The organism is Gilliamella sp. B2824 (assembly GCF_026536245.1).
GTDB lineage: Bacteria > Pseudomonadota > Gammaproteobacteria > Enterobacterales > Orbaceae > Gilliamella.
In genome coordinates this window covers 157,592-177,335 of the sequence record NZ_JAFNON010000001.1, presented here as the reverse complement: position 1 = coordinate 177,335, position 19,744 = coordinate 157,592, and the positions used below count along the sequence as shown (strand labels likewise).

Annotated in this window: 14 protein-coding genes and 2 pseudogenes; 6 read left to right on the top strand and 10 right to left on the bottom strand. The window is 36.2% G+C overall.

The genetic code is table 11. From position 1 onward, the window contains the following. Nucleotides 1–78: 78 nt before the first annotated feature. Together J3U56_RS12095 and citG are read left to right on the top strand one after the other, a co-directional pair. Nucleotides 79–3,018 (top strand): annotated as a pseudogene (locus tag J3U56_RS12095) (DNA translocase FtsK 4TM domain-containing protein); the annotation flags it as partial. A 208-nt stretch (nt 3,019–3,226) separates the two neighbouring features. Further along, on the top strand, nt 3,227–4,114 hold the full coding sequence (citG, locus tag J3U56_RS00775; RefSeq protein WP_267366345.1) for a triphosphoribosyl-dephospho-CoA synthase CitG: 888 nt from the start codon (nt 3,227–3,229) through the stop codon (nt 4,112–4,114). A gap of 159 nt (nt 4,115–4,273) precedes the next feature. On the opposite strand, the gene J3U56_RS00770 is transcribed toward citG, so the two are convergent. Continuing rightward, nucleotides 4,274–5,437, bottom strand: coding sequence for an MFS transporter (locus J3U56_RS00770; RefSeq protein WP_267366343.1), 1,164 nt, complete (start codon nt 5,435–5,437; stop codon nt 4,274–4,276). A gap of 258 nt (nt 5,438–5,695) precedes the next feature. On the opposite strand from J3U56_RS00770, the gene J3U56_RS00765 reads away from it, so the two are divergent. Both J3U56_RS00765 and J3U56_RS00760 read left to right on the top strand, forming a co-directional pair. After that, a complete protein-coding gene (locus tag J3U56_RS00765; RefSeq protein WP_267333704.1) occupies nt 5,696–7,558 on the top strand; it encodes a beta-glucoside-specific PTS transporter subunit IIABC in 1,863 nt (620 codons plus the stop codon). 10 nt (nt 7,559–7,568) lie between these two features. Further along, on the top strand, nt 7,569–8,966 hold the full coding sequence (locus J3U56_RS00760; protein ID WP_267366341.1) for a glycoside hydrolase family 1 protein: 1,398 nt from the start codon (nt 7,569–7,571) through the stop codon (nt 8,964–8,966). 72 nt (nt 8,967–9,038) lie between these two features. On the opposite strand, the gene J3U56_RS00755 is transcribed toward J3U56_RS00760, so the two are convergent. Next, nucleotides 9,039–10,181 carry an AAA family ATPase gene (locus J3U56_RS00755; protein ID WP_267333706.1) on the bottom strand — a complete coding sequence of 381 codons (1,143 nt, stop codon included), beginning with the start codon at nt 10,179–10,181 and terminating at the stop codon, nt 9,039–9,041. A gap of 3 nt (nt 10,182–10,184) precedes the next feature. Beyond that, nucleotides 10,185–11,042, bottom strand: a complete 858-nt coding sequence (locus J3U56_RS00750; protein WP_267366339.1) for an RNA ligase family protein — start codon at nt 11,040–11,042, stop codon at nt 10,185–10,187. 306 nt (nt 11,043–11,348) lie between these two features. On the opposite strand from J3U56_RS00750, the gene J3U56_RS00745 reads away from it, so the two are divergent. Then, nucleotides 11,349–11,729, top strand: a complete 381-nt coding sequence (locus J3U56_RS00745; protein WP_267366337.1) for an AraC family transcriptional regulator — start codon at nt 11,349–11,351, stop codon at nt 11,727–11,729. 131 nt (nt 11,730–11,860) lie between these two features. Here the strand turns inward: J3U56_RS00745 and J3U56_RS00740 are convergent, their stop codons facing one another. From J3U56_RS00740 to J3U56_RS00710, 7 genes are all read right to left on the bottom strand, one after another. Further along, a complete protein-coding gene (locus J3U56_RS00740) occupies nt 11,861–12,682 on the bottom strand; it encodes a transporter substrate-binding domain-containing protein (RefSeq protein ID WP_267366335.1) in 822 nt (273 codons plus the stop codon). 45 nt (nt 12,683–12,727) lie between these two features. Then, a complete protein-coding gene (locus J3U56_RS00735; RefSeq protein WP_267343629.1) occupies nt 12,728–13,153 on the bottom strand; it encodes a GNAT family N-acetyltransferase in 426 nt (141 codons plus the stop codon). Between the two features lie 18 nt (nt 13,154–13,171). Continuing rightward, on the bottom strand, nt 13,172–13,930 hold the full coding sequence (locus J3U56_RS00730) for an amino acid ABC transporter ATP-binding protein (protein ID WP_267333711.1): 759 nt from the start codon (nt 13,928–13,930) through the stop codon (nt 13,172–13,174). Next, nucleotides 13,927–14,667, bottom strand: a complete 741-nt coding sequence (locus tag J3U56_RS00725) for an amino acid ABC transporter permease (RefSeq protein WP_267333712.1) — start codon at nt 14,665–14,667, stop codon at nt 13,927–13,929. Before J3U56_RS00725 ends, J3U56_RS00730 begins: the two co-directional genes overlap by 4 nt. A gap of 21 nt (nt 14,668–14,688) precedes the next feature. Further along, nucleotides 14,689–15,660, bottom strand: a complete 972-nt coding sequence (locus J3U56_RS00720) for a glutathione S-transferase family protein (RefSeq protein WP_065634743.1) — start codon at nt 15,658–15,660, stop codon at nt 14,689–14,691. 168 nt (nt 15,661–15,828) lie between these two features. After that, entirely contained in the window at nt 15,829–16,530 is a 702-nt protein-coding gene (locus tag J3U56_RS00715; protein ID WP_065634742.1) for a response regulator, read from the bottom strand. A 10-nt stretch (nt 16,531–16,540) separates the two neighbouring features. Then, nucleotides 16,541–18,133 (bottom strand): ATP-binding protein, encoded by a 1,593-nt coding sequence (locus tag J3U56_RS00710; RefSeq protein ID WP_267333713.1) that lies wholly within the window; start codon nt 18,131–18,133, stop codon nt 16,541–16,543. Nucleotides 18,134–18,415: 282 nt separating this feature from the next. Between J3U56_RS00710 and J3U56_RS00705 the strand changes: the two are divergent. Beyond that, nucleotides 18,416–19,705, top strand: a pseudogene (locus J3U56_RS00705) (2-hydroxycarboxylate transporter family protein); the annotation flags it as partial. Between the last annotated feature and the right edge of the window lie 39 nt (nt 19,706–19,744).

The window sequence follows — 19,744 nt, the reverse complement described above, 5'->3', positions numbered from 1 at the left end:
CAATTTTAATTGCAATCGTTTTTAGGTACGTACTTGAAAAAGCCAAAAACAACCAGAAGACAGATATTTAGCCAATTCATTTTATTAATAATAATAGCGTTATCTGCCTGCTTATTTTTATCACTATTTTCTTACAATGCATCAGATCCCGGCTGGTCACGTACTGCTTGGCATACCCCTATCAGCAATTATTGCGGCTATATTGGTGCATATGCATCGGATATACTATTCCAATTTTTAGGCTTTATTGCTTACAGTGTTCCTTTTTTTGCGCTATTTTTTAGTTTGCAATTAGTCATCTATTTTTATCGTCACGCTAATGCGCCTATTAACTATTTTAGTCTATCATTCAGAATCATTGGTATTTTAGCGTTTATCTTTAGCAGTACTGGTTTTTTTACCTTAAATATTCGTGATGCAGAACAATTCCAAGCTGGAGGATACCTAGGTTCAATTGTTATCGAAAGCCTATTACCTATAATGAATGGCTTTACCGCATCGATTATATTACTCATTGTTAGCCTTGCCTGTATAACCCTATTAACGGGATTATCATGGTTACTACTGATGGAAAAACTTGGGGCGTTAGTCATGCTGCTTTTAACGCCGATTACCTGGTTATTTTCATCACATAAAGCCAGTGCAAGCACTCACACTGTTACCAAACAGCGGGATAAAGACATTGCACTAACAACGCAAACAAAAGAGCAGCCTGTTGTTATTCCATTAGAGAGCAATAAAGTCAATTTAGATACAGAGCAACCTTTATCTATAACAGCCAATGAAGAAAAAGTGATTAATCATGTAGATGCCACTAATCAGCTTGAACAAAACAATCCTATAACACTCAATAAGGATGATGAAGCATTAATCCAAACCGCAGAGCAATTGTTACAGTCACTTGAGCAAACGACTAACAATCAACCTGATTTATCTCGCACACCAGTTAATGATGAGCCTAAAAAAGATCTGGATCCAAACGATATTTTAGCGCGTATGGAAGTGATTATAAAAAATATGAATGAACGAAAGTTAGCGCTCTCACAAGATCAAACTAATGCTACGTTGCCACAATCAAATTTAGCCAATGATCCACAAGCAACAGCAAATCAAACAACAACAGACTCAGAAAAAGTGCAGCCTTTTGATGAAAATAAATACACCATTTCAGATGCGCCTAGCAAACCGTTATTTACGTTAAATAATAACGAATCTACCTTAGCGAACAATACAATCGATTCAAACCAATTTATATCGAACGAGCCAGAATCATCGACTCAAGACGTTGAGCAAGTAACACATCAAGAACCCGAAACTCAGATTGAACATCCTACACCCGAGATTGAAAGGCACATCCCCGAAGATGTCGATCTTGAATCGTTAAAAAATGAAAATCCTGTCATAGATGACATCTATCTAGACGATACAGAGGTTGAACAAAGTCACAATACCCCAATTACCATTGATGATGAAAACGATAGCTTAATTCACCCATTATTAAGACGTGATGATAAACCACTACCAAAACCAACAACGCCACTACCGTCATTGGATTTATTAACTGCACCGCCGACAACGCGAATTGAAGTCGATCATGCTGCATTAAATGCAATGTCTGAACTGATTGAAAAAAGTTTAGCCGACTATCGTGTTAAAGCCAAAGTTGTTGATTATATGCCAGGACCTGTGATCACCCGCTTTGAAATTGAACTAGCTCCCGGTATTAAAGCTGCGCGAATTTCAACACTCGATCGCGATCTTGCTCGTTCACTATCAATGCCTTCAGTGCGAGTTGTTGAAGTTATTCCGGGTAAACCTTATGTCGGTATCGAGTTACCTAATAAAAACCGGCAGACCGTCTACTTTAGAGAAGTATTAGACAGCCCACAATTTCGCAATGCACAATCACCATTGACTATCGTATTAGGAAAAGATATTTCAGGGCAATCGGTTGTTGCAGATTTAGCTAAAATGCCCCATTTATTAGTCGCAGGCACCACAGGTTCTGGTAAATCTGTGGGGGTTAATGCGATGATTTTAAGCATCTTATACAAATCACAACCTGAAGATGTCAGGTTTATTATGATCGACCCTAAAATGCTTGAACTCTCTATCTATGAAGGTATACCGCACTTATTAACGCAAGTGGTTACCGACATGAAAGATGCGGCGAACGCACTTAATTGGTGTGTAAACGAAATGGAAAGACGTTACCGATTAATGTCAGCTTTAGGTGTCCGCAACATTGCCGGCTATAATGAAAAAATAAAACAAGCACAAGAGATGGGTAGACCTATTCCTGATCCACTGTGGAAACCTACCGATAGCATGGATCTTAACATGCCAACATTGGAAAAATTGCCTTACATTGTGGTTATGGTCGATGAATTTGCCGATTTAATTATGGCTGTTGGTAAAAAAGTGGAAGAATTAATTGCGCGCCTAGCTCAAAAAGCGAGAGCTGCGGGCATTCACCTTGTGTTAGCCACCCAGCGCCCATCGGTTGATGTTATCACAGGATTGATTAAAGCCAATATTCCAACCCGTATTGCTTTTACTGTATCAAGTAAAATTGATTCACGTACTATTTTAGATCAAATGGGCGCCGAATCACTACTTGGCATGGGGGACATGCTGTATTTAGCGCCGAATAGTTCGATTCCTATTCGTGTACATGGCGCTTTTGTACGTGATGAAGAAGTTCATGCAGTTGTGCAAGACTGGAAAGCTCGCGGCAAACCAAAATATATTGAAAATGTGACGGTATCAACCGATGATAATGATAGCAGTCATGCTGACAACATTGATGAAGATCTCGATCCGCTATTTGATCAAGTTGTAGAGTTTGTGGTTGAAACGCGTAGGGCTTCTATCTCTAGTGTACAACGAAAATTTAGAATTGGTTATAACCGAGCAGCGCGGATAGTTGAACAAATGGAGATTGAAGGTATTATTAGTGCACCAAGTCATAATGGTACTCGAGAAGTGATTGTGCCACATTCACATGGTGATTTTTAGTCGTGATAATAAATCCATCTAGTTGCTAAATAATTAGGTGGATGAAATAGGCGTGCAATCCGCCGATTTGAGTATAAATGGTTAACACCTATTACAGAGCTTTAGATAATAGACTTAAAATACATTAAACGAGATCAACTTAGCACACCCTAAGCATCTCGTTAATACAACCAAAATACAGTAACCGTATGATAGGTATTAGACAATAATGAGTAAATATTCACAGCAAGTGACATTATTAGAATCGCAACTCATCAACCCTAACAACTTTAGTTTACCTGCGCAACTAGCTATTAAGGCATTAATTAAGGAAATTTGCTTATCGCCTAAGCCTGGGCTAGTTGATATGAACAATAATGGCGCACACCGTGATATGGATTTTCAAACATTTATCCAAAGCATTTCAGCTATTTCAACTTGGTTTGAACAGTTTTATCAATATGGTAAACAATCGGCTCATCAAGACCCCACTGTTTTTTTAGACGGTATTAGACCCTTAGGCATGCAATGTGAACAAGCCATGTTTAATGCAACTAATCAAATCAATACCCATAAAGGTGGTATATTTGCTTTCGGTTTATTACTTGGCGCTATAGGCAAACTTGAACAACTCGGCTTAGCATGTCAAATGCAAACAATTTGCGAGCAAGTATCAATAATATGCCAAGGTATCGTCAATAAGGAATTAAAACAACATAATCGATCTCATTCAATTGGCGAAAAGCTGTATAAACTGCATAATCTTCCTGGGGCACGGGGTGAAGCGGAGTCAGGTTACGCAACAGTTAAAAACATTTCATTACCTATTTTAAAAAATATGCAGCAAAGTGGTTACGATGAGGAAACTTGCTTATTACAAACCTTATTATATCTGCTCGCATTTAACCAAGATACCAATTTGGTTGCAAGAGGGGGACTTGATGGATTAGCCTTTGTCCAACAACAAGCTAAAAAACTGATTTTACACGGTGGTGTGATTCATACTCATGGCCAACAAAAATTAAATCAGCTTGATAACGAGTTGATAAAACGTAATTTAAGTCCCGGTGGCTCAGCTGATCTTATCGCCATTACTTGGTTCTTATCACAGTACTAATTCATCTGTACAACTATAATCAGATGGATTCATCACATCAATACCATTGATGGGCTTTGGTTAACTCAACCCTATGCAAGCAGGTGTTATATTACTTTAACTGATAACATTCACCTCTTTTGTTTAAATTCATATATATCAAGGCTGTAACAAAAAACATCAATCCTGTTTTTTATTTATTTTTAAATGATAAATCCCATACACAACAGCCCCCAAGATAGCCATAATCGCTAAAATTAAATAAGCGATACGCATTGAATATCGTAAACTTACGTATCCAACAATAACAGGAAACAATGTCATACCCAATGCGTAAATCGCTTGAAATAATCCCATCGCTGCCGATCGCGCATAAGCTGGAATAGTAGATGTTGCTTCAAACGTTAAAAAAGAAAATAATATTCCTGTACCCATTCCAGGAATAATTTGTAGTAATAAAATGGCATAAGGTGATGAACTCTGCGGTATCAAAATGCAATATAACGCCAGCAACATAAAAGACAGAATAATCCAAGTAGATATACTTAATTTATTAACCAAGTTACTTGCCCCCACTTTACCAAACAAGACTGATGCCAACATATAAATTATTGAAGATAAACCAATTAAGCTTGAACTTGCACCTAATCCACTTAATATCTGATTAGTAAATGACATGGTTGTCGACATTTGTATCCCCTGCTGAATCAAAGCCAACAAAGAAAAAAACAGTAATTTGCGATCAAAAAACACGTTAAGCAAATTATGATATTCAAAATTGTGATGAATTTTTTCAGGGTATTTCAGTCTGATAGCTAAGATAAAAGCAATAAATCCGCTTAAACAACTAAGTAAACAGATAAATTGCATCCCGAAATATTCAAATAGCAAGGTACTTGATAAAAATGCTAAAAAAATACCAAGATTATTTACCATAATAATTAAACTAGTGGCATAACTTTTTTTCGATTTAGGATAAAACCCCATAAACAACACCATAAATGATATCCACATGGCGCTGGCAAATCCTGAAATAATATTACCAATCAAAAATCCCCAACCTGTAGGCTGTATAAGACGAATAATTGAAGCAAATCCAGCTAAAAATGATCCTAATACAATAAATATCTTATGCTTTTCTTTAACATTGGCTAATAACCCAACCGGTATGCGTAAAAATAACTGTGAAACACCATAGGCGCTAACCACCATACCAATAAAATTGGTCGTCATATGGATTGCAGTTAAATAAGGGGTTTGATAAGGAATATAAATATATTGTGCATACCAGAAAAAAAACACAATACACAACAACAAATACGATCTTTTTTTTGCCACTTTCATTGGAACAACATTTTATTTCTTATAATTACTTTATGTAAAAATATATCTAAATTAGATATTTAGCAACAAACAAATCCATCTTGTCTAAATTTTTAAACTATGTTAGCTTGAAGTAAGTCAAACAACGATAAAAATAATTTTACAAATTAGCAGAAAATATCTTCTATAAATTTTTATAACCGATATTCCCTATACCTTATTTGGCGGATTTTAGTTTTTATCAGTGTGTAACCATTCGGTAATGTAATGGAGAAAATAATGGATTATCAAAGTATTGCACAACAAATTTTACAATTAGTCGGCGGTAAAGCTAATGTTGTTAGCTTAACGCATTGCTTTACTCGTTTAAGATTTCAATTAGTTGATAGCAACAAAGCGAATCGTGAAAAATTATTACAAACAGAGGGCGTTATTTCGGTTGTAGAAAGCAGTGGACAATATCAAGTGGTACTAGGAAATAAAGTCACCAAAATTTATCAAGAAATCATACCATTACTCGGAAAATTAGAGACCAGCGAACAAACGCCACCTAAAGTATCAATTGGCGTAAAAATTCTTAACGCTTTTGCTGCTATTTTTACGCCCGTGATTCCGGCAATTGCCGCATCTGGTATGTTAAAAGGAATTTTAGCGATTGCTGTTATGATTGGTAATTATTACTATCAAACAGATATCAAAACTTACAACACCTATACGATTTTACATGCTGCATCAGATGCAGTTTTCTACTTTATGCCAATAATACTTGGCTATACCGCTGCAAAAGTATTTAAAGCCCACGAATTTATATCGATGATCATAGGGGCAACGCTGTGCTATCCATCAATTGTCACTTTAATGGCAAGTAAAACTGAAGTCACTCTGTTTACTATTGAATTAACCAAAGCAAGTTACACCTCTAGCGTTATTCCAATTATTTTAGCCATATTCATTTTAAGTTACGTACAAAGATTTTTAGAATTTATCATCCCTGAAGTATTGAAAATTATCATGGTACCAACCTTTTCATTACTGATTATGATACCAGCTACATTACTAATTTTCGGTCCTATTGGCATCTACATTGGCGAATTTATAAACTGGATCTATTACTACATTATGGGTGTTAGCCCTATTTTATTAGGGGCATTTATTGGTGGTATCTGGTGTATATTAGTCATCTTTGGTGCACATCGGGCAATTGTGCCAATCGGCATTAATGACGTAGCGCAAACTGGTCGGCAAAACTTACTCGCTTTTGCTGGTGCCGCCAATTTTTCACAAGCTGGCGCGGCATTAGGTGTATTTTTCAAAACCAAAAATAAAAATTTAAAAACAGTTGCGGCATCGGCAACCATTACCGCTTTATTTGGGATTACTGAACCCGCAATTTATGGTGCAAATTTAAGATTAAAAAAACCGATGATTTGTGCGGTTATTTGTGGCGCTATCGCTGGCGGGCTAATGGGCTGGGGAGGATCGTACGGTACTGCTTTTGCCAATCAAGGGGTATTAACCATTCCTGTTTACGCTGAAGCCGGTACAACTGCATTTTTATGCTATTTAATTGGCATATCTTTTGCTTTTTTCGGTTCATGCATTTTAACGATGATTGTTGGATTTCAAGATCTACCAAGCGAGGAAATGTCTACATCAAACCAAACGCATAGCCCAGATTTATTACTTTCCGATCAGACTATTACCTCGCCTATCAAAGGGCATGTTATTGCACTTAGTGAAGTTAAAGATGAAGTGTTTGCATCTGGCGCGATGGGTAAAGGTGTCGCTATATATCCAGAAATCGGTGAAGTCATTGCGCCAGCAGATTGCACAGTTACAGTACTTTATCCCACTTTACATGCCATAGGTTTAAAATTAGATAATGGATTAGAGTTACTAATCCATATTGGTATCGATACGGTAAACCTGCAAGGCAACTATTTTCAATCTTATGTTGAAGTGGGGCAACACATTAAACAAGGGACTAAAATTGTATCCTTTGACATCGATAAGATTAAACAACAACAATATGATTTAACAACATCAATAATTGTCGTTAATTCAGAACAATATAAAAATGTCGATTACACCAAAGATATCGACGTTAGTTATCAAGACCAATTATTATTTATTCAAGTTTAGAGGTAAAAATATGAAAACATTTGCTAAGGATTTTTGGTGGGGTGCATCCTCTTCTGCATTTCAAATTGAAGGTGGATGGGATGCCGATGGCAAGGGAATGACAGTTGCTGATTATAATTCATTTCAACGCTCAGCAGTACAAGCCGATAGCAAAGTTGCCAGTGATTTTTATCACCATGTAGAGAGTGATATTGCGTTGTTTAAAGAGTTGGGCTTAAAAACTTATCGTTTTTCCATATCTTGGGCACGTATTATTCCTGATGGCGATGGTGAAATAAATCAAGCTGGGATCGATTTTTATAATCGAGTAATAAACGAATTAATCAAAAACGATATCATTCCATTTATCACCCTTTATCATTTTGATTTACCTTTTGCATTAGTTGATAAATATAATGGTTGGCAAGACCGCCGTTGTGTCGATGCGTTTAGACGCTATGCTCAGGTCTGCTATAAAGCATTTGGCGATCGGGTAAAACATTGGCAAATCAATAATGAACAAAATTTGATGATTCGAGTTAATGAACGAATGAACATGTATAAAGTCGCACCAGCAGATACTGAAAAAGTGAGAGCACAAATGGATTACCACATGTTTGTTGCGCATGCGATGGCAACTAATGATTGTCATGAGCTAATTGCGGGAAGCAAAGTGGGACCGGCGGTATCATCCACCATGACCTACCCTGCAAGTAACAAACCAATGGATGTTTGGGCAGCTAAAATGAATGATAATTTTAAAACTAATTATGCCCTAGAAATGTATTGTTTCGGTGATTACCCAGGTTATTACAAACACTATTTACAACGTTGTGGTATCTATCCACAAACCCAGCCGGAAGATGCCGACATTTTAAAACAAGCTAAACCGGATTTTATTGCGGTCAATTACTATCGAACATTAGTCGCAAGCTATTTGCCGGAAGATGCAAAGCATCCATTTGGCACTAAACATAATGATATCGATTTTGATCTGTATGGTTACTTTAAAATTGAAAAAAACCCGAATTTAACAGCAAGCACTTACGGTGCACAAATTGATCCAATGGGTTTACGTTTAGTCCTCAATGAATATTATCGACAATACCGCTTACCCCTAATCATTACTGAAAATGGCTTAGGTACACCGGACGAATTAACACCTGATAATAAAGTGCATGATGATTATCGCATTGATTATATTAAAGCTCATATTTCAGCTTGTCATGATGCGATTGAAGATGGTGTTGAGTTATTTGGTTATTGCCCATGGTCAGTCATTGATTTATTAAGTTCTCATCAAGGATTTAAAAAACGTTATGGCTTTGTTTATGTTGATCGAGATGATCATGACTTAAAAACACTAAATCGTATCAAAAAAGATAGCTTCTATTGGTATCAAAAAGTGATTAAAGATAATGGAGTTTAACCCTTTCATAGCTATCAATTGACAAATATGGGGCTAAATAAAGCCCCATTCTATTGCTGAAAATTGTGTTAATTACTGATTTATCACATAGCTAACCTGATGTGCTTCGGTCGGTAAGGGAACTTGCCATTTACTAAACATGCGCTGAATTTTTTTATTCGCTAAGCTTGTATCGCGTTTTAAATTACGCCGATATAACTCTTGTTCCGGTTGTTCTATATAAACGATTTCAACCTCGGCGTGATAAGCATAGAGTAAATCGAGTGCTTTTTGCCGCATATCCTGTGACAAATGGGTAGCATTCCAAATAAAAGGCTGCTTATCTCGTAACCATTGTTTCACCTTAGCTAATACAAATTGAATCACTAATCCTTCATTTTCGCCATGCTTTAATTTGAGTTCACTGCGCGCATCATCATAAGAAGCAACCGGCCATGTTGGATAATGCTTACTCACCCAACTATTTTTGCCCGAAGCCGGTAAACCAGACATCAATATCACTTTTGATCCTTGTTGTGGATATAGTGCATAATCAGGCAAGACATTACTGCCGCGAAAATAGTGTACTCGCGTATGATCATCAACAAATTGGCGAGGTTGATACAGACACTCTTCTTCTAGCGCGAGTTGTTTAAATAACTCCACTTCATCCAAAGTTCTAGCTTTATCAGCACATATACGCCCCAGCATATCCGCTTTCGCTTGCAGGCAAAGCATCCAAACCGGTAATTGCCATGACAGACGATGCACAAGGTATTGGGGTGAATAGCGCTGATGCGTATCACTTAACGCAAAAAACGGAACTTGATGAACAGCGATAATACGACATATCTGTTCACGTAGTTCAAAAGGGACGGCCATTTGCCACAACAATACTCTGCTACGAATTTCCCCCTTTTGGGAGTGTCTTGGTTGACTGATTTTACCCGTGACCTCATCAATCACGGTGGTTTCTGGTTTAGCAATATCATGTAACAACGCTGTCATAAATGATACAAATTGTTGCTCCTCGGTAGCTTTTGCAAACTCAGTTTGTTCAATTAATGCGCGCAATACCATTTGTGTATGTATCCAAACATTACCTTCACCATGATGCAACGGGTCTTGTGGTGTGGTAATAAGCGCAGTTAATGCTGGAATACACGTTAACCAGTCATCGAAATTATCTTTAGCAATACTGTTAGCCACTTGCTGTTGTAATTGTAAATAGTCCATTATTTATCTCCCTACGCCAACTTGCTGATTCCAATTGACGGTTAACTGTGGTGCGTATAAATCGACATTATCAGCAAGTTGATTGGCAATAAACGGCTGCTCTAAATGGTGTTGACCAGCGTCTAAAATAGCTTGTACAAAATCTTGTCTCACCCATTTTAAACGATCGATTGTGTGATGTTCGCTTTCGATTTTTAAATACAGCCCTTCCATTAAATCCGAGCGGTCACACTGCTGCCACGCTTTGGCTAAATCAATCTTGTCACGTGTGACTATTTTTTCAAAACAAGCCTGCCAATGCTGAGTTTTGGCTAAAGACTGTTTAACTAACGCTAATAAGTCAGCTAATTTAGTCGGTGCTTGCCCAGCAAATAGCACCGGTACCGATAAAACCGGACCATTAGCTAATAGCTGATGCCGCTTTTGGGTCGATAAAAAACATTGTTGCTGTCTATCCCAAACATCAAATTCACAAAAATAGTGAGGTAATGCATCATAAAAGATAGTGTGTTTTTTATGTAACCATTCACCATACATGATATAACGATCTTCTAACCGCTCTAATAGCCAATGTTCATGTACACTAGCCCAGTGTTTTAATAGATTAAATTGACGCTCTCTTGAACCTCCCATTAAGTAATGGCCGCGCGATTGTAATAACAGTTCGCCACTTTGCGAAAAGCTTATAGCACAGTTAGCGCCATCGAGTTTTTCTTCAACGACAATATAGCAATTATGTAACTGGTTATAAGCACGCTGTCCGTCGGTGCTATCACCAAATTGTAAGCGTGAACCCTGTAAATGGGGTGTTCTTGGATATTTAATTAATTCTAAATTTTGAATATAAGATTCCATTGTCATGATGTTTTCTCCAAAAATATAAGGGAAAACCGACAAGGCAAAAATCTATAAATTGAAGTGCAACGAGAATGCTTTGAGAGGTAAAAGCAAAAATACAATATGATAGAAAATACCGTGCCGGCATTAAGATAAAGTGTTAACTACAGGCATTTTGCCACCTCGCTATAATAAAAAGTTTAGGTTAAAAAAACGGCGCCATTATCTGGTTGTGCCGCTAGCTTGTCAAGTCAATTTATAATATTTAATAATCAATGCTAGTAACAATGAAGAATTTCAGTATGATTATAAGTAGGATACGAAGATAACGTGACTGAGGTTATTATGGATGTTGAAATTGTGCGATTTCCCGCAACAAATTTAGCGGTTATCGAACATCATGGTTCGCCACTGTTAGAACATGAAACTGTCAATAAACTCATTAAATGGCGACAAGAGAACAACTTATTTGATAACGAAAAATACCGATGTTATGGTATCCATTACACCAATCCCGCTATCACACCTTTAGAACAGCATCACGTCGATTTTGCTATTTCAATAGACAAACCTATTGCTAAAAATGCCTATGGCATTGTCAGTAAAACTATTCCCGCGCTCCGTTGTGCCAAGGCTCGTGATATTGGTTCGCGAAATAATAACCAAGCTATTATCTATTTACTTGAACAGTGGTTACCACAAAGTAGATAGAAAATAGGCAGTTATCCACCGATTTTTCATTACGTAAATGTAGGATTAACTATTCCAGCATCAGAGATGATAACCGATGTGTATTTGCCATTAGCGTAATAAATAAACTCGGTTATCTAACAGAACAAAGCTTATTTAGGTGAATAATCCGCACCAAAATAGTGTTGGCTGATTGCCGTTAGTTTGCCATTATTGATAATTTTTTGTATACCTTGGTTAATATCTTGAGTTAATCGCTCACCACTTGCGCCTTTACTAATTAACAAATAACTAAATGGAGAACCAATACGATCACCATCTTCTTGACTTAATTCTATCGTTTTGAGATTGAGTTTATGCTCATTGATATATTGCGATAGCATCACGTTATCTATTAATTGAAAGTCGTATTGACCACTCTCGACATGTTGCAACACAGGTAGTAAATCGGCTTCACTATAAACAATTTTAACAGGATTATTGGGGTTTTGTTCATTGTAGGTTTCTAATGCTGTCGCATAATTAAGTCCTGGTGTGACTTCAGTTGATTTTCCTTGAAGATCAGAAAATCGATTAATGTCATTGTTACTTTTAGCCACAGCAATAACATACTGGTTTTTAAAAATTGGATCGGAATAGAAATATTTTTCTTTGCGCTTTTCATTCATAGCATAATTATTGGCACCAACTTGATAACGCTGAGAGTCAAGTCCAGCTAAAACAGATGAGAATTCTGTCACTTCAAAACTAATTTCATATTGAGGTAACTCGCTAAATATGGCTTTCACCACATCAATATCATAACCCACCAATTCCCCTTTTTCATCGACCGTTGTAAAAGGGTTTGGCGATCCTGAAGTCCCAATAATAATTTTTTGTTTTGTTGTGGATTGTGAATCTTTATTTTGGTTATCGCAACCAGACAAAAACAACGCGGCTAAGATGACAAAACCATACCATTTTTTATAGTTCATACCGTAATTCTCCTTTCATTTTAAATGAGCATTATTGAGTTAACCTTAAATAAAACCCATATTTTTCATTTCAATTCGATGATCGGCCTGATATCGAGCCATACCTGTTTTCATTAAATCAAACCCTAAGTTTTTATAAAATTCTACTGTTTGTGGATGAGTATAAAGAATGATATTGCAATGCTGTACCTGCTCAACGAGCTTTTCTACAATTAAACGTCCATATTGTTGCCCGTGCAAGTGTTTAGCTAATGCAATGTTATAAATTGCCGCCTGACAAATACCGTCCGATAATGTACGACCAACGCCCACAACGCGATCTTGTTCCAGCAAAAAAATCACACCATAACTGTTTTTAAACACTCGCTCTTGCGCTGTTGCATCGAGCGAACTAAGTCCATAAAAAGCCAATAAATCGGCAACATCTTGCCAATTAATATTTTCACAATGTTGTTGAATCTTTATACTCATTGATACCTCTTAAACTGATTAGATTTCATAATCCATTTGCATTGCACTAAAATATCTTGCTAAAAAAGATTTGGTTCGTGGTTGGGTCGGATTATTAAACACCTGCTTAGGTGAACCATCTTCAATAATTTGTCCTTTATCTAAAAACAGTACTCGACTAGCTACTTCATGCACAAAGCTCATTTCGTGCGAAACAAGGATCATCGTAATCCCTGATTGTGCGGCTAATTTGATGGTCGATAATACTTCGCCAACTAACTCAGGATCGAGCGCTGAAGTGGGTTCATCAAGCAGTAACACTTTAGGGTCCATCGCTAATGCTCTGGCAATCGCTACTCGCTGTTGTTGCCCTCCAGATAGCTGTTTTGGATAATGGTACATTCGCCCCTCAAGTCCGACTTGAACAAGCTTTTCATGCGCAATTTTACGTGCTTTCTCCTTTGGCAATTTTTTTACAATAATCAAACCCTCCATCACATTTTCTAAGGCATTTTTTTGATGAAAAAGATTAAATTGTTGAAATACCATAGCTGACTTTTGGCGAAACTGAACAATATCACGTTGTTTAATGCGGCTAACATCCAAGCCAAAATTATCAATTTGGATGTTACCTTGCTGGGGTTTTTCAAGTAAATTTAAACAGCGTAGTAAAGTGGATTTACCTGCTCCCGATGCGCCGATAATAGCAACGACTTCATGCGGTTTTATGGCGAAATTAAGATGATCTAAAATAAGATTATCCTGAAAAGATAACGTTAAGTTCTGTACCTTAATCATAATAATTTTCCTCGGCGATAACTGGGTGTATTCACACTGTCAGAAATCGTTAACCGGTTTTCCATATACTTAATGATTAATTCAATAATAATGGTTAAAGCCCAATAAATAAGTGCCAAAGAGATATAAACCTCAAAATAACGATAACTGTGTCCTGCTAAGGTTTTACCGCGACCTGTCATTTCAGTGACTGAACAGACAAAGGCTAACGAAGTTCCTTTAAGCAAGCCGATAAAAGCATTACCAAGATTTGGTAAGGCCACAATAAATGCTTCAGGAATAACAATACGTCGTAACAATTGGCTATAACTCATCCCTAACGATTGTGCCGCCTCAATTTGACCTTTACTGACCGATTGTAACGCGGCTCGTATAGTCTCGGAGTTATAAGCAGCTTCATTAAAAGAAAAGGCAATGAGTACAAATAGCATTGGAGGCACACTATTAATATTAAAATCAGTATGATAAAAATAGTTGATATAACGCAGAACAATTGGGATCCCATAAAAGCTTAAATAAAGCTGAACAAGTAAAGGCGTTCCTCGAATAAATGAAACAAAAACCGATGCTAGTTGCGAAAGAACAGGAATTTTATTCATTTTAACAATGGCAATCACTAACCCAAACATTACGCCAAGCAGCATTGAAAAAAAGGTAATAAATAACGTGACTGGCAAATAAGCCAGTAACGTAGGTATTTGAGTAAATATCAATCCGAAATCTAATATATTTGGCATGCGTATTATCCCAATAATCAATTATTGATGAGTACGAAATTGTTTATCTCTGTTATGAGGAGTATGCCAATGACTAACATCAGGCCCTAAGGGCAAAATATCATAAGGATTGTGGGCATTATTACCTAAAAAGTACCCTTTTTTAATTGACTCAAAATCGGTTGTTTCACCAAAAGCGGGGATTTGATAAAGATCTCGGGCATAAGCCCATAAATTAGGAAAATCAATAATTCGATTACGATTTGTGTTAAAAGCAGCATAATAAGCCACATCAAAACGCGCTAATGTAACGTATAAGCGAATATCCGAATCGGTAATGTGATCACCAAAAAGATATCGAGACTTACTTAGGCGTTTTTCTAATTCATCTAATCGATTAAAAACAAGATGATAAGCGTGTTCGTAAGCTTTTTGTGAGCGAGCAAATCCCGCTTTATAAACACCATTATTGACTTCATGAAAAATCACATCATTCAATTCATCAATTTCAGTACGTAAATGTTCCGGATAGAGATCAGGCGCACCCGCTTTATGGAAAGGTTTGAATGCGGTTTCCCAATAGTTGGTTAATTTAAAATAGTCGTTGTTGACAACTTTGCCGGTTTTTACATCGACAACGGTCGGGACTGTTGCTCGTCCATTATATTCAGGATCGGTTTTAGCGTAAATTTCTGGTAAATAACGGATGCCTAACACTGGGTCAACACCATTAGGATCAAGTGAAAACTCCCAACCATGCTCAGTGCGAATTGGCGCAACTTTGCCAACACTGATCACATTTTCCAAACCTAATAATTTGATAACAATCATCTGCCGATGTGCCCAAGGACAAATCGCCGCCCAAATTAAACGATAACGACCAGCCTCAACCGGTAACATACCCGGTTTATTTCCAAATGGGGTATCAAAACGATTTGTTTGACGAACAAAAGCACCGTCTTGGTTAATTTCATTATTTTCGGTAGTAACAACTTTTCCTATCGCAATGGCCATATGCTTACTCCTATTTTTTGATGCGTTAATTTCAAACAATCCAACCCTTGGATAAAATCAATCTAACATCAAAAAATTAATGGATAAAATAACAAATAAGCATATTTATATAATTATCAATTATATAGAAGATGGTGTCTGAGCAAATAATTAACCTAACAACAATAACTATTTACCTAAACGTTTGTACAATCTTTCAGGGCGGCCTATCTTTCCATGATTAAGTTCGACAGTTAATACTTTAGTTTGAACACAGTACTCTAAATAGCGTCTAGCTGTAGTTTTACTGATTTTTGCTTTTTCAACAATTTCATCAACGGTTTGAGGGGTATCGGTATGCATAAAAAGATCTTTAACCTTTTGCAAGGTAATTTCCTCTATCCCTTTTGAATGACGATTAATATCAACAAAATCTTTGGTTTGTAGGTTGAACAGTTCATCAATTCTTCGCTGATTGACATGTTTTTGTAAGCTTTGACGATATAAGAACAGTTCAAAACGTGCTAACGAGTGTTTTAAACGTTGATAAGACACCGGTTTAATTAAATAATCGAATGCTCCATATCTAATGGCTTTACTACAAGTATCCATATCGCTAGCTGCGGTAATAAAAATAACATAGCAATTTAAGTTGTTATTAATAATATATTCGAATAATTCAATCCCTTTACCATCGGGTAAATAGTTATCTAATAAAATTAAAGTGGGTTTTAACTTTTCTACCATCTTTTTTGCTTCCTCTAAATTGGAAGCAATACCAACGACTTTTACTTTTGTATCTCGCTGAATAAAATCAGCATTTAATTCAGCTAAAATAGGCTCATCTTCAACAATGAGAACTTTAATAGCATCTTCTTTATTTTCTTGCATACTTTAACCTCTATTTTTTTGGTATAAAAACGGAAAAAATTGTTCCGTAAGGCTGATTATCTCCAAATGTAATATAACCATTTGCCTTTTTTATGTAGGTTGACACAAGGTGTAAACCAATACCATGTTCTTTACTATCTTGTGAAGTAACGCCCGGTTCAAAGATAGAGTCTCGAAGCTCTTCTTCTACCCCACAACCTTGATCGCTTACTTCAATGACAATTTCGTCTGTAGCATCACTTATATATAAATAAATGGATTTATCACCATTATCGTTTTTTAAACACGCATTAAATGCATTATCAAGCAGATTACCCAATATAGACATAAATTCAGTTTCAGATATTGAAGCAGGTAATGCATTTAATTGACACGCCGGGTCAAATATTAAGTTCAAACCAATTTCATGTGATTTTGAATATTTACCAATTAATAATCCACAAATAGCGGCTATTTTAAAATGCTGGGTAATGAAATCTAAATTATTTTGATTATCAGCTGAATGTAAAGCGATAAATGACTGTGCCTCATCATAACGCTTCATATAAATTAAACCAGATAACGTTGCCATCCAGTTTAGGTGTTCATGCCTAATTGCCCTTAAATTATCAACATACTGGGTAACTTGGGTCAATTGCATACTTAATACGTTAATATCGTTGAAGTTACGAAATGTGATTACCCAACCTTGTATTTTATCATCAACAATAATTCTAATCCTATTAGCAATAACACTCGTTTCGTTAAAATAACAAATATAATCATGGATATCTTGATTTTGATTATCGCTACCATAAATAAAATCATTAGATTGAATAAAATCACGTAGATTATGATTAAGCAAATCATCATCATCATTATTAAAGTTTAACATACTTCTTGCCGATTGATTGATATTGATTATTTTGTAGTTAAGATCAATTGCGATAATGCCTTCAAAAATTGACTCCATAATCGATTTTTGACTTTTAACCAGTAATGCAATTTCGTTTGGTTCTAAATTAAACATCTGCTTTTTGATGGATTTAGAAAAGCAAAATGAAAAAATAAACAATGCCAAAAATAGGAGTGAACAAAAAATAATAATCGGAATAAATTGATTAACATGTAAGACATGAATGTCATCAATCATATAACCAACCGAAACAATACCAATAACTTTACCCTTATCAATAATTGGTGCTTTTCCGCGCAGGGCTAAACCTAGTGAGCCTTGGCTTATAGTAACACTACTATTACCACTTAACACTTCGTGATTATCACCACCAACCATAGGGGAATTTAATGCACTATTTGCGGTATGATATAAACGATAGGCCTGAGCATCGCCAATTACAATATAGCTTGCGTCGCTTTGTTCATAAATATCCGAAATCAATTGTGCTATTTTATCAGTATCTCTTTCTTCAACATACTTGATTAAACTCGGTATAACAGCCAGTTCCTTGGCTTGAATTTGTGCTTTTTCGCCTAAACTTCGATACAGCGAGGTTTCTGTCAAATTCCATATATAGCTTTGTAGTAAAGCTAGAATAATTAATGAAAAAATTAAAAGAGAGAAAAATAATTTTGTTGTAAATGATAGATGAATACGTTTTCGCATTTTTATACTTAATTGTCTATTTAATATCGCTAATGGTGAGTTTAACACATGATTAAAAAACATAGAGCCTTTAAAACCATAAAAACCACTGTCAATTTATGATTTATATCACAAAAATAGTATTAATATTTTGTCACTATATGCGCCATTCAAACAAAGCAAAAATATTTTGGAGATAAAAAAAATATGGTGGATTTCAATTCAGTTGAAAAAAAGCAGAATGAAACGGTTAAAGATAACATACAAAGCGAATGTAACACGCAAAAGTTTTGGCCATACGGATGGTGGAAACTTATGGATAATTATAAAATTGGTGTGATTCCTTTACCGCTATTTATTATAGCGGGTATCTTAATTTTCGCTGAAGTTTTAGTAACAGGCAAACTACCAAGTGAAATCGTAGTGATGGTCGTTACTTGTGCCTTTTTTGGTTTTTTATGTGGCGAAATTGGTAAACGTTTGCCAATCGTAGGTAAAATGGGTGCAGCGGCAATTTGTGCAACCTTTATTCCGTCTGCTTTAGTCTATTATGGCATTCTACCTAAACCGGTTGTTGAAGCGACAACGAAGTTCTATAAAGATACTCACATTCTTTATTTATACATTTGTTGTATCATCGTTGGTAGTATCATGAACATGGATAAGAAAACCCTTATTCAAGGTTTCTTAAAAATCTTTGGCCCAATGGTTTGCGGTGAAATTGTCGGAATGCTTGTTGGTGTAGGTGTAGGTTATCTACTTGGTTTAACACCATTTGAAACATTCTTCTTCTTAGTATTACCTATCATGGCAGGTGGCGTTGGTGAAGGTGCAATCCCACTTTCAATTGGCTATGCTGCAATTTTAGGTATGGAACAAGGTGAAGCGCTTGGCCGAGTATTACCAATTGTTATGTTAGGTGGTTTAACAGGTATTATTTGTGGTGGTGTTCTTAACCGTATTGGTAAAGCGTATCCACATTTAACCGGTAATGGTCGTTTATTACCAGCGGATGAAAACGATATTGCTGGCAGTAAAACAACTAAAGCTGATTCAGTTATTGATGTAACAACTTTTGCTTCAGGTGTATTATTAGCCGCTATTCTTTATATGGTTGGTATGATTGGTCATAAAGTAACAGGTATTCCTGCACCAGTTGGTATGTTATTTGCTGCAGTTCTTGTAAAATTAGTATCAGGTGTTTCACCAAAAGTATTAAGTGGTTCACAAGTGGTTTACAAATTCTTCCAAACCTCTGTTACCTACCCAATCTTATTTGCTGTAGGTGTCGCAATCACACCTTGGGATAAAATTGTATCAGCCTTTACATTAGTAAACTTGACAGTTATTGTGTGTACTGTTGTTAGTTTAGTTACCACTGGATTCTTTGTAGCTAAAAAATTAGGCATGTATCCAGTTGATGCAGCAGTAATCTCATGTTGTCAAAGCGGTCAAGGTGGAACAGGTGACGTTGCTATCTTAACTGCCGCTGAACGTATGGAATTAATGCCATTTGCTCAAATTGCTACCCGTATCGGTGGTGCGATCAATGTATCAGTATCATTACTCATTCTCGGCAATTTCTTAGTATAGTTTTAACATATTTAAGAGCAACCTTGGTTTATACTAAGG